Origin of the sequence: Flavobacterium sp. M31R6 (assembly GCF_013284035.1) — a bacterium.
Classification (GTDB): domain Bacteria; phylum Bacteroidota; class Bacteroidia; order Flavobacteriales; family Flavobacteriaceae; genus Flavobacterium.
On sequence record NZ_CP054141.1, the window covers coordinates 3657527 to 3669551 of the forward strand.

The window sequence follows — 12025 nt, forward strand, 5'->3', positions numbered from 1 at the left end:
AGTTCAATTTACACGACCAAATTCATCAAAAACTTATCCTATCTTATAATGGACGTTTCAATTATTATAGTCAACTACCGAAGTTGGAAGCCATTACATAACTGTCTAGAATCCTTACTTTCGATAGATAAAACAAAAATAAATTTTGAAGTAATCATTGTTGATAATTTTTCGAATGATGGAGAGTTTGATTCGTTTCAAAATAAATTTAAAGACTTTATTTTCATCAGAAACAATACTAATTCTGGTTTTGCGAATGGATGCAACCTGGGAGCAAAAGAAGCAAAAGGAGAATATTTTTTATTTCTGAATCCTGACACCGTAATTTCTCCCAATACCCTTACCACACTTTATACAACTTATAAAAACCATTCGGAAATAGGAATATTATCCTGTTTACAGGTTGACAAAAAAAATCGTTTTTTTTATCAAACCAACATTTTTCCATCACTAGCGCGCCTTTTTGCGATAAGCAGGTTTTTTTACAGAAAAATAATTAATAAAAGAACGAACACAATTTTCAACTCCAAAAAAGAATTATTTTATCCTGACTGGGTCACAGGAGCAGTAATTTTTATAAGTAAGGATTGGTTTAAAAAAGTGAATGGTTGGAACGAAGATTATTGGCTCTACTTTGAAGATGTCGATATTTGCAGAAAAATAGCCCAGAAGAATGGTAAAATGGCAGTGACTAGAGACACGACTATTTTACATGAACACGGTGGTTCTTCAAGAAACGATTTTGAAACAGAACATATCAGCAAAACCGAAGTTATCATTTCAAAACATGTATACATAAACAATAATTTTAAGCCAATAACCAAGGCACTAGCACATGGTTTTTTGACACTCTTTATACTTTTAGAAAAAACCTTCCTATCACTTTTAAGCTTATTTTTATTTTTTAATTTGAAATTAAAAACAAATAGATACATTCTCAAAAATCTTTGTTCTTATTATTTTTATGCGATAAAAAAACAAACTTGGTTAAGTAAAAGATCTCCAAACTATCAAAAAGTAGACTTATGACAAATAGCAATGCTAAAAAATTGTCTGTGTTAATTATAACTTTAAATGAAGAAGAACATTTAAAAGCTTTATTATCAGATTTAGATTTTGCAGATGAAATAATAATTGTCGATTCGTTTAGTACCGATGGAACAGAAATTGTTGCAAAAACTTTTCCTAAAGTAACGTTTACACAAAATAAATTTGAAAATTTTTCCGCACAAAGAAATTTTGCAATCTCACAAGCCAAAAATGACTGGATTCTGTTTCTTGATGCCGACGAGGTTTTAACGCCTGAATTAAAGCAGGAAATTATAGAAACACTACAAAACAACCAAACTTATGTAGCTTACTTTTTTGAAAGAATTTTTATGTTTGAGAATACTGTTTTAAAGTATAGTGGTAATCAAACGGACAAAATATTCCGCCTTTTCGATAAAAAATCAGCAAGATATGATGAAAAAAGATTGGTTCACGAAAAACTAATCGTTGACGGTGAAATTGGTTTTTTAAAAAATAAACTAATTCACCATTCCTATTCAAGTTACCAGGACTACCAGGAAAAGATTATTTTTTACGGAAAATTCAAAGCACAAGAAAAATTCATAAAAAAAGTAAAGCCAACATTATTACATCAATTTTTCCATCCCAGCTATAATTTTCTGTACAACTATTTCATCAGATTAGGATTCCTTGATGGCAAAAAAGGGATAATCATTTGTTACCTAAACGCTTATTCCATAGTTATTCGATACAAAGAGTTAAAAAAACTATGGAAACAAAATCAGAATCTTACTTCCAAAACTTAAGTTTCTTCTTCAATCTTTTCTTCCTGTGAAATCTCTCTTGAAAATCAGCAGTATATCGCCAAAGAGTTTCAAATATCAAATCTTCAGGCTCACCTGATACTTTTGCATATTCATTGCTCATTACGGCTACCATTTCTTTTACCGGTGTTAATCGGCAAAGATTTTTCATTCGCAATTCAAACGACATTTTTTCATGAAAATTCATTCTATTCAAATCAACCAAAAAGAAATCATACTGTCCTTCAATACTCTTTTTAATTAATGTATTCCCTGGAGAATGATCTTTAAACTCAATCCCCTTTTGATGCAAAGAATAAGAAAAGCGAGTAAACTGGCGTAGAATATTTTCATGGTCTGGATAAGTTGGGATTTCCACTAATTCTCTATAGGTCAAATCACATTGTAGATGCTCACTGGCATAATAACTGTCTTTCAATCCTATCCAATTATAATTCTCTAAATAAGCAATAGGTTGCGGCGTTCCAATTCCTTTTTCCAATAAAAGAGTTGCATATTCAAAAGAACGTCTTGCTTTAGACTTTCTAAAATACCTGTAAGCAATCTTGTTAATCAAATTTGGGATTTTGAAAGATTTGATATTAACAATTATATCTTCAAGTTCAAATAATTTAATGATATTTCTTTTTCCGTCACCAAAGATTTTTCCTGTAGTTTTGAAATCACGAATATAACTATCGATTTCAGTAGATTTTGAAGTAAATTTTGAATTTATAATATGAGACATTAGCTTTATGGCATTAAAATTTTGGTAAAAATACCAAATGATTTTTTTAGACCCCGAAAAAATTACGCTTTTTCTAATAAATTATGTACATATTGAGTCATAATTCAGTTCTTATTCAAAAAACTATTATTGTTATACTAATCTGATTAAGACCATGACAGATTATTTTATCTTTCTATATTAAATTCAATCTTTGAAAACTAAATAAAAATTGTATTTACAACCACACAAAATTTTACATACAAAATCTTATTAAAAAGCACTCTTTCCTTATTATAACCCCCTCAAAAATTGTACGCTTTTCATGTTTTTTATTTGTTACTTTGCAAAAATGAAATTTTTAAAATCAATTACTAGGCATATCATACTGAGATTGACTTTTTAAGTATTTTGTATAAACTGATATGGTGTTTCCAAGACCCCGCTTTTACCTAATCAAAATGATTTATGTAAATGTTGGTTTTTCTAAAGAAATAAAACACAAATTGACATAAATTTAAAATCGAAAACTAAACGATTTAAAAGAAACTCAATTTAGAGATAAAGAATAATTTTTTATGACAACGCAAGAAAAACACGACGTAGCTGTAATCTTAATAAACTATAATTCAAGCGAACACAGTATTAATTGTATTCATTCGATACTTAAAAATACATCTGATAGGTTAAATTTTCAAATCATCATCACAGACAATGCCTCTGAAGAAAAAGACTACTTAAATTTAAAGAAATTTTGCGATCAAGAAAACAACCCTAACATAAAATTATATCGCAGTAATATTAACACTGGTTTTGGAGGAGGAAATATGCACGGTGTACAATTTGCGAATGCTAATTATTTAGCCTTTTTAAACAACGACACATTGTTGCTGAATGATTGTCTTTCCATATTAAAAAAATTCTTGGAAGAAAACAAGAACACTGGTATAGTTGGAGGCCAAGCCTATAAAGAAGACGGAACATTTATGCTTTGTTCAGATCATTTTGCATCCCCTTATACTGAGATTTTTGGAAAAAAGATACTAGAAAAATTAAATCCTAAAAAATATCCTAAAAGCAAGAGACTTTACGACAATCCTACACGAGTAAACTATATAACAGGAAGTTTTATGTTTATGAGAACTGAGGACTTCAATGAAATTGGAGGATTTGATACAAATATCTTTTTATATCATGAAGAATCTGATTTATGTAAAAGATTACTCAATATATCCAAATTGGCCTATTTAATACCTGATGCAAAATTTATTCATTTACATGGTGTTAGCACCACACAATCTATTGCTATCAAGAAAGAGTTAAAAATATCTCTATTATATGTAATTCAAAAACATTACGGTTTTTGGGCACATAAAATAGTTTTGGTTTTTCTTACCATTAAATATTTTTTTAGTGGCATAATAAAATCTAAAAACAGAGCTCTTTTCATGTTAGTTTTAAATGGAGCCCCTTTGACTAAATCTTTAAAACAAATTCAAAAAATCAAACAAGTTAATTAATATAATTAAATTGATATGATTTCAATTGGCTACAATTAGATGACTTGTATAAATTGGATAGATAAAAAACAACCGGTTACAAATGAAAATAACAGTTATAAGCTATGATAATTGGGGGCTAAATAGCCATCTAATAAATGCCTTAATACAGAAAGGCCATACTGTGCACCATATTAATTTTTTTGACTTTAAATATAAATATCCCAACATTCAATCTAAGATTTACAATTTTATTTTAAAAACTGTATCCAATAAAAATATTAAAAACATTTATTATGGTGATGAAATACTCAAAAAGCTAAAAGAAAATAACGAAGTCCAAGATTTAATTTTGACCATAAAAGGAGATTTCATTGGTCCTAAAGCTATTTTTGAATTTAAGAAGTATACCAAAAAATCGATTGCTTTTTTTAATGATAGTATTACTAGGTGTCCAAAAATTAAACACGTTATCCCTAATTTTGATGAAGTTTATTCTTTTGAAAAAGACGACTGCGAAAAACACAGTCTAAAGTTTCTTACCAATTGGATCTATCCTATTCCAAATAGTGGCACAAGGAATAAAGAGTATCAAGTTTTTAACATCAGTTCGAAAGATAAGCGTTTTTCATTAATAGTAAAAATAGCCTCAATTTTAAAAGAAAAAAAGATCAATTATAAAATAATTATTTTTGACAAAAAGAATAAAAGTCATAACTCTAGCGTTGAATACATATCAAAACAAATTCAATTGTCTGAAGTCAATGATTATTTACATAATACTCAAGTTTTACTAGATATCAATCGAGTCGGACAAAAAGGGCTCACTTTTAGGGTTTTTGAAAGTCTTGGACTAGAAAAAAAACTAATCACAACAAATGCTGACATTAAAAATTATGATTTCTACAACCCTAATAACATATTGATTATAGACGAGAAAAAACCTAACATTCCTTTAGATTTTTTCAGTAATAAATACCAAAAAATTCCGAAGGACCTATTCGAAAAATACAGCATAGAGGAATGGATTAATCAGATCACTAATTAAAAAAATAAAATGAAATTATCTGTTGCAATGTGCACATACAATGGGGATAAATTTATTGCAAGTCAACTTAGTAGTATATTAGAACAAACCATTCCTGTGGATGAAATTGTTATTTGTGACGATGGATCAAATGATAAAACTTTAGAAATCATATCCCGAATACAACAAGAAAATCCAAATAAAATTAATTTATTTAGAAATCCTGTCAATTTGGGCAGCACAAAAAATTTTGAAAAAGCTATAGATCTCTGCTCTGGAGATTATATATTTTTGGCAGACCAAGATGATATTTGGAAAAAAGATAAAGTGCAAAAAATTTTAGATGTTTTTGATCAAAATCCAAATGCAGAAGGCGTTTTCTCAAATGCAGACTTAATTGATGAAAATAGCAATCTAATCTCTTCAATGACCATTTGGGATACTGTCTTTTTTTTGGAAAAAGAATTACCTAAACCTATTGATTTTTTTAATGTAGTTTCGAAAAATGGAAATATTGTAACTGGAGCTACATTATGTATTCGAAAACATGTAAAAGATTTCATTACCAATTTCAAAGACGATGTTTTACATGATGAAAAAATAGCTACCCTTTTAATCTTAAGAAAATCCCTTTATTATTCATCTGAAAATTTAATCTCCTATAGAATTCATAATAAACAACAAGTAGGTATGAAAAACATGTACAAACTTGTTCACAAAAACAGAATGAAAAGAATCATTCTTGATTTAGAAAAACCGTCAAGTTTTTTAGAATATAGACATTTGTCAAAAAAAAAATATTTGAAATTTCATAAATCAAAAAAGTATCAAAAATTCAATTCAATAAAAATTGATATTCAAGATTTAATAACAAAAAGCCATACTGAATTTCATGATTTAAACATAAAGATGAAGTTAAAATTTCCTATTCGATACCGATTTGTAATGATTAGTGACCGATTGTTAGGTAAACGAAAAAAATAATCTTTTTTTTCTCATTAGATATCATAAATTTAATTCCGATATCATTTAATTAATAATAAGCATTGGGTTGTACTTCGATTATTTTTTTTCCGATTTCCTCTAAAAAACACATTCTTTTTTACTTTTCATTAAGCTATAAAAGTATCATTTAAAAATATAAGTCTAACTTTGCCATTTTTAAAACTGGGTATCGTAAAAACCTTGCAAAAGCCTTCAAACTATGAATATAAAATTTAGAATTATTATTTTTTTCCTACTAAGTAATTCCTTATTAGCTCAAAACATCCCCGTAGGTTCTATTGATATGATAGAACAAAGAAGTAGAAATGAACAATTATTAGGCAATGGAAATCCGCTCATCTCCTATACTTTAAGACCATTAGCATTAGAACTAGTAGACTCCTCACAAACAAATGATATTCATCCCAAAAAAATAACGATAAAGGCACTTCCAATAACCTTAACCCAACAATACAATACATTTACACCTTATGGTTGGAATGATGGTTCAATGATACCTGCAAAAGGTTATCAAACACAACTAACTGCAGGTTTATATGCTCAATATGGAATTTTGAGTGCTCAATTAAAACCTGAATATGTATTTGCTGCTAATCCAAGTTTTGATATTTTTCCATTAACAGAGACAAGTTTCGCTAGATTAGCGAACGTTTCTTATTTAAACACGACAGATTTACCAACACCTTATGGAGATAAATCCTATAGTAAATTGCACTGGGGACAGAGTAATATCAAACTTAATATCAACAAATTTTCTATTGGTGTTTCAACCGAAAACTTATGGTGGGGACCCGGATCCAGAAATTCATTGATTATGAGCAATAACGCACCTGGTTTTTTACATTTTACCTTGAATACTAGACAACCTATAGAAACTTTTATAGGAAGCTTTGAGGGACAAATCATTTGTGGTAAACTCGAAGGCTCCGGTTTAACTAGCCCAAAATCACAATTTATAATTGATGGCGTGGATTACGAGGTTCCTAAAAAAAATGATTGGCGCTATATCAACGGCCTTTCCATAAACTACCACCCAAAATGGGTTCCTGGATTATTTGTAGGAATGAACCGTACCATACAGGTTTATCGTGATGACATGGGTAGTGGTTTTTCAGATTATATGCCAATATTCTCACCTTTCCAGAAAAAAAATCTAAGTAACGAAGATGCTAAAAATAGAGATCAATTGGCATCACTTTTCCTTAGATGGGTCATGAAAGAATCTAAATTTGAATTTTATGCGGAAAGTGGCTGGAATGACCATTCGTCAACTATTTGGGACTTATTTGATTCACCAGAACATTCCAGGGCATATCTAGCTGGATTCAGTAAAATATTTATGCTAAATAAGGATAAAAATAAATATTTAAAATTTAATTTTGAAAGTACTCATTTGGAACAAAGTGCCGATCGCATAGTCAGACCAGCGGGGGCTTGGTACCAGCATGGTATTATTTTACATGGTTACACCAACAAAGGACAAGTTCTTGGAGCAGGAATAGGCCCGGGAAGTAATTTACAGACTTTAGATTTCAGTGTATGGGAAAAAGATCAAGTCTGGGGAATACAAGCAGAACGCTATGCCCACAACATGGATTTTTATTACGATGCTTATACAGACTTTAATCATAAATGGGTTGATTTAGCAATAAACACTTATGCATATAAAAAATTTGGAGATCTGGGTATTCAGGCTAAACTAAACTTCGCCCAAATGAGGAACTTTCAATATCAATTTGAAGACAATAAAATCAATATGCAATTTCAATTATCATTACAATATCAGTTATAAAAATAAGAATTATTGTATCCAAAATGTAGTTTTCATTTCATAACAAATAAAACATACTATGAAACTATCTGTTGCTATGTGTACTTACAATGGAGAAAAATATATTAAAGAACAGCTCAAAAGTATTTTAAACCAAACTGTAGCTATTGATGAAATAATCATTTGTGATGATGGATCCAATGATAAAACTATTGCAATTATTGAGCTAATTCAAATAGAAAATCCCAATAAAATATCTTTATATAAGAACCACGTTAATTTAGGAAGTACAAAAAATTTTGAAAAAGCAATTGGAATTTGTTCTGGCGAGTACATCTTTTTAAGTGACCAGGATGATATTTGGAAAGAAAATAAAGTCGAGAAAGTCGTTCAATATTTTTTAAAGAATCCATCAACTGAAGCCGTTTTTACTGACGGTGATTTAGTTGATGAGAAAAATAAAGAAATCAACACAAGCTCTCTTTGGGATTCTGTTTTTTTTATGGAAAATCAATTATCGAAACCAATTGATTTATATCAGCATATTTTATTTAAAGCAAATATGGTAACTGGTGCCACGCTTTGTATTAAAAAAGAAATAAAAAATTTAATTTTGCCCATTCCTAATATCAAAAAATTCTATCATGATGAATGGATTGCAATAATTATAGCCTCCCGAAACAATTTAAAATACCTAACCGATAAATTAATCTCATACAGAATTCATTCAAGCCAACAAAGTGGTATTAGTAGTAATCTTAAAATAAATAAATCAAAGAAATATCAACTAAAGAGTAATCATATTTTGGGTCATGATGCTCCCAAATCATTTCAGGAATATAATCAACTAGCTAAAGTCTATTATCGCAATTATTTAAAATTCAAAACTGCTTCTAAAGAAGTTAAGGACGACTTCCCGGTAAATTTTAATGAAATAGCCGAAATCTACTTAGACTTATTCAAAAAATGCAACGAATCGCTAAAAAAAGCCAATCCGATTTTTTATTTTTTGAGAAATTTAATCGACAGGATAAGAGGAAAAAGACAATTAAATTAAAACAAAAATGGACATCAATCAAGAAATACACAACGCATTCGAAGTCATAAAAGAAGGTGGAATCATCCTCTACCCTACCGATACCGTTTGGGGAATTGGATGTGATGCAACCAATCCAGAAGCTGTCGCTAAAATATATAAACTCAAGCAAAGGGCAGAAACTCAAAGCATGATTTGCCTGATGAATGGCGAAAAAATGATCTACAATGTTTTCAAAGAAATTCCAGAAGTAGCTTGGCAAATTATGGATTTTTCCGAAAACCCGACAACATTAGTTCTAGACGAACCCCGAAATGTTGCCCCAAACATTATTGCGCCCGATAATACATTGGGCATTCGCCTCGTCAAAGAGCCATTTTGTTTCAAACTGATGGAGCGCATGAAAAAACCATTAGTATCTACTTCGGCTAATATTTCTGGTCAGCCAACTCCAAAAAGTTTCAAAGAAATTAGTCCTGAAATTATAAAAGGAGTTGACTATGTTGTAAATTTGCACCACGATAAAATTGCTGGAAAACCGTCAACAATCATTAAATTAACTAATGATTCGCAGGTAAAAGTGATTCGTAAATAATTTTTTGTTCCAAGTTTCAGGTTTCAAGTTTTAGAAGCACTCTTAAAACCTGAAACTTGAAACTTTAAACTTTTAGAATGAACTACAGAGAAGCCTTAAATAATAAAATATTCGAAGTCATTTCGAAAGCATCCCAAGAACTTAATGTCGAAAGTTATGTAATTGGAGGTTTTGTACGTGATTTACTTTTAAACAGAAACTCAAAAAAAGATATAGACGTTGTAGCCGTTGGAAGTGGAATTGAACTGGCCTTGAAAGTATCTGATTTACTTCCTAAAAAACCAAAAGTACAAGTTTTTAAGACTTATGGAACTGCAATGTTGCGTTTTGAAGACACCGAAATTGAATTTGTGGGTGCTCGAAAAGAATCCTATAATCTTGACAGCAGAAATCCTATTGTTGAAAACGGAACGCTTCAAGATGATCAAAACCGTAGGGATTTTACCATAAACGCATTGGCTTTATCATTGAATAGTAATAATTTTGGTACCCTTTCTGATCCATTCAATGGTATTTCTGACTTGGAACACAAAATCATAAAAACACCTCTTGATCCGGACATCACTTTTTCCGATGATCCTTTGCGTATGCTTAGAGGAATCCGATTTGCGACTCAATTAGGTTTTGATATAGACAAAGACTCATTAGATTCCATTACCAAAAATGCCGAGCGTATCAAAATCATTTCGGGAGAACGCATTGTGGAAGAATTGAATAAAATCCTTTCTACCGATAAACCTTCCGTTGGATTTTTATTATTATTCAAAACAGGACTTTTAGACATTATTCTTCCGGAATTGACCGCTTTAAACCAAGTAGAAGAAATAGAAGGACATACACACAAAAATAACTTTTATCACACACTTGAAGTGGTTGATAATATTTGTCCCAATACCGACGATGTTTGGTTACGTTGGTCAGCCCTTCTCCACGACATAGGAAAAGCACCAACGAAACGTTTCTATAAAAAACAAGGATGGACTTTTCACGGACACGAATTCCTAGGTGGGAAAATGGCCAAAAAAATATTTGAGCGCCTTCATATGCCGTTGAATCACAAAATGAAATTTGTCCAAAAAATGGTTATCATGAGTTCTCGTCCAATCGTTTTGGCACAGGATATTGTAACCGACTCAGCTGTAAGACGCTTAGTTTTTGATGCCGGTGAAGATGTAGAGAATTTAATGACACTTTGTGAAGCCGATATTACGACCAAAAACCCAAATAAATTCAGGAAATATCATAGCAATTTTGAAATTGTTCGCAAAAAAATTGTGGAAGTCGAAGAACGCGATCATGTTCGCAATTTTCAACCTCCGATTTCCGGTGAAGAGATTATGGAAATTTTTGATCTAAAACCTTCCCGAGAAATAGGAATGCTTAAAGAAGCCATTAAAGAAGCCATCCTTGAAGGAGAAATTCTCAATGATTATGATGCCGCCTATGAATTTATGATGAAAAGAGCTGAGAAATTGGGATTGAAAAAAGCGGAAAAATAACTGAAAAAGATTAATATAATTAAAATGAAAAATAACAAATCCGTGATTATCTGGCTACTTTCAGGTTGCTTTTTAGTATTTGTAATGGTTGTTGTGGGTGGCATCACCCGATTGACAAATTCCGGTTTATCGATGACCGATTGGCATCTAGTTACCGACACGCTTCCCCCGCTAACCGAAACCAAATGGCAGGAAGCTTTCGACCAATACAAACAATTCCCTGAATACCAAAAAATCAACATCCATAACGATTTCACCTTATCCGACTATAAATTTATCTATTTTTGGGAATGGTTTCACCGTTTTATCGGAAGAATAATTGGACTCGTTTTCATCGTTCCGTTCTTTTATTTCTTAGCCAAAAAGAAAATTGACAAGGCCACTTTAAATAAATGTTTTGTGCTACTCGGAATGGGAGCTTTGCAAGGTTTTTTTGGTTGGTTTATGGTAAAAAGTGGTTTGATCGACAATCCAGATGTAAGCCATTTTCGTCTTTCCTTGCACCTTACATTTGCGTTTATCACTTTTGCATACACACTCTGGGTAGCCTTGGACCTAATTTATCCCGATAAAAAAGCGCCAATTGTTCCCTTAAAAAAAATAGCCCGAATCACATTGGTTCTTTTGCTTTTGCAAATTATATACGGAGGCTTTGTAGCAGGCTTAAATGCAGGACTAGTCCACAACCATTGGCCAATGATGAGCGACGGGCAATTCATTCATGATAGTGTATTTATCGAACAAAAAACACTATTCTTGAATCTTACTGAAGGGAAAAGTGGTGTTCAATTGGTTCACCGAACGTTAGCGTACTTTGTGGTTGGATTCATTTTATTCCTTTATTTTAAAAGTAAAAAATACCAACTGACATCACAACAACAAAATGGATTAAACGCCTTGGTAGTAATCGTTTTTCTTCAATTTACTTTGGGTGTTTTTACATTACTGTACAGTGTACCACTTTGGCTTGGTTTAACCCATCAAATTGTAGCGTTCTTTCTATTGACAGCAATGACATACACTTTGCACCGATTGAGCAAATAAGACTATTT

Annotated in this window: 11 protein-coding genes; 10 read left to right on the plus strand and 1 reads right to left on the minus strand. The window is 30.9% G+C overall.

Going from position 1 to position 12025, the window contains the following annotated elements; genetic code table 11:
• The first annotated feature begins 48 nt into the window (after nucleotides 1-48).
• Complete coding sequence (locus HQN62_RS15085; protein ID WP_173504998.1) at nucleotides 49-1029, plus strand: glycosyltransferase family 2 protein; 981 nt, start codon at nucleotides 49-51, stop codon at nucleotides 1027-1029.
• Nucleotides 1026-1817, plus strand: coding sequence for a glycosyltransferase family 2 protein (locus HQN62_RS15090; protein WP_173504999.1), 792 nt, complete (start codon nucleotides 1026-1028; stop codon nucleotides 1815-1817). The genes HQN62_RS15085 and HQN62_RS15090 overlap by 4 nt, the downstream gene beginning before the upstream one ends.
• Here HQN62_RS15090 and HQN62_RS15095 read toward each other — a convergent pair.
• Nucleotides 1801-2562: a Kdo domain containing protein gene (locus HQN62_RS15095; RefSeq protein WP_173505000.1), complete on the minus strand. Its 762-nt coding sequence runs from the start codon at nucleotides 2560-2562 to the stop codon at nucleotides 1801-1803. The two genes, HQN62_RS15090 and HQN62_RS15095, sit on opposite strands and share 17 nt — an antisense overlap.
• A 557-nt stretch (nucleotides 2563-3119) precedes the next feature.
• On the opposite strand from HQN62_RS15095, the gene HQN62_RS15100 reads away from it, so the two are divergent.
• The 8 genes from HQN62_RS15100 (at nucleotide 3120) to HQN62_RS15135 (ending at nucleotide 12017) form a co-directional block, all read left to right on the plus strand.
• Nucleotides 3120-4061 carry a glycosyltransferase family 2 protein gene (locus tag HQN62_RS15100; RefSeq protein WP_173505001.1) on the plus strand — a complete coding sequence of 314 codons (942 nt, stop codon included), beginning with the start codon at nucleotides 3120-3122 and terminating at the stop codon, nucleotides 4059-4061.
• An 82-nt stretch (nucleotides 4062-4143) separates the two neighbouring features.
• A complete protein-coding gene (locus HQN62_RS15105; protein WP_173505002.1) occupies nucleotides 4144-5088 on the plus strand; it encodes a WaaS/CpsH family glycosyltransferase in 945 nt (314 codons plus the stop codon).
• A 9-nt stretch (nucleotides 5089-5097) separates the two neighbouring features.
• Nucleotides 5098-6051: a glycosyltransferase family 2 protein gene (locus HQN62_RS15110; RefSeq protein WP_173505003.1), complete on the plus strand. Its 954-nt coding sequence runs from the start codon at nucleotides 5098-5100 to the stop codon at nucleotides 6049-6051.
• A gap of 220 nt (nucleotides 6052-6271) precedes the next feature.
• Nucleotides 6272-7864: a capsule assembly Wzi family protein gene (locus HQN62_RS15115; protein WP_173505004.1), complete on the plus strand. Its 1593-nt coding sequence runs from the start codon at nucleotides 6272-6274 to the stop codon at nucleotides 7862-7864.
• Nucleotides 7865-7922: 58 nt separating this feature from the next.
• Nucleotides 7923-8900, plus strand: coding sequence for a glycosyltransferase family 2 protein (locus HQN62_RS15120; protein ID WP_173505005.1), 978 nt, complete (start codon nucleotides 7923-7925; stop codon nucleotides 8898-8900).
• A gap of 7 nt (nucleotides 8901-8907) precedes the next feature.
• Entirely contained in the window at nucleotides 8908-9474 is a 567-nt protein-coding gene (locus HQN62_RS15125; protein WP_173505006.1) for an L-threonylcarbamoyladenylate synthase, read from the plus strand.
• 77 nt (nucleotides 9475-9551) lie between these two features.
• Nucleotides 9552-10973: a CCA tRNA nucleotidyltransferase gene (locus HQN62_RS15130; RefSeq protein WP_173505007.1), complete on the plus strand. Its 1422-nt coding sequence runs from the start codon at nucleotides 9552-9554 to the stop codon at nucleotides 10971-10973.
• A 24-nt stretch (nucleotides 10974-10997) separates the two neighbouring features.
• Nucleotides 10998-12017 carry a COX15/CtaA family protein gene (locus tag HQN62_RS15135; protein WP_173505008.1) on the plus strand — a complete coding sequence of 340 codons (1020 nt, stop codon included), beginning with the start codon at nucleotides 10998-11000 and terminating at the stop codon, nucleotides 12015-12017.
• Nucleotides 12018-12025 lie beyond the last annotated feature (8 nt).

Excerpts from the sequence above, each read along its gene's own strand:
- HQN62_RS15085 (WP_173504998.1), top strand. The coding sequence starts at position 49 with ATGGACGTTTCAATTATTATAGTCAACTACCGAAGTTGGAAGCCATTA.
- HQN62_RS15090 (WP_173504999.1), top strand. The coding sequence starts at position 1,026 with ATGACAAATAGCAATGCTAAAAAATTGTCTGTGTTAATTATAACTTTA.
- HQN62_RS15095 (WP_173505000.1), bottom strand. The coding sequence starts at position 2,562 with ATGTCTCATATTATAAATTCAAAATTTACTTCAAAATCTACTGAAATC.
- HQN62_RS15100 (WP_173505001.1), top strand. The coding sequence starts at position 3,120 with ATGACAACGCAAGAAAAACACGACGTAGCTGTAATCTTAATAAACTAT.
- HQN62_RS15105 (WP_173505002.1), top strand. The coding sequence starts at position 4,144 with ATGAAAATAACAGTTATAAGCTATGATAATTGGGGGCTAAATAGCCAT.
- HQN62_RS15110 (WP_173505003.1), top strand. The coding sequence starts at position 5,098 with ATGAAATTATCTGTTGCAATGTGCACATACAATGGGGATAAATTTATT.
- HQN62_RS15115 (WP_173505004.1), top strand. The coding sequence starts at position 6,272 with ATGAATATAAAATTTAGAATTATTATTTTTTTCCTACTAAGTAATTCC.
- HQN62_RS15120 (WP_173505005.1), top strand. The coding sequence starts at position 7,923 with ATGAAACTATCTGTTGCTATGTGTACTTACAATGGAGAAAAATATATT.
- HQN62_RS15125 (WP_173505006.1), top strand. The coding sequence starts at position 8,908 with ATGGACATCAATCAAGAAATACACAACGCATTCGAAGTCATAAAAGAA.
- HQN62_RS15130 (WP_173505007.1), top strand. The coding sequence starts at position 9,552 with ATGAACTACAGAGAAGCCTTAAATAATAAAATATTCGAAGTCATTTCG.
- HQN62_RS15135 (WP_173505008.1), top strand. The coding sequence starts at position 10,998 with ATGAAAAATAACAAATCCGTGATTATCTGGCTACTTTCAGGTTGCTTT.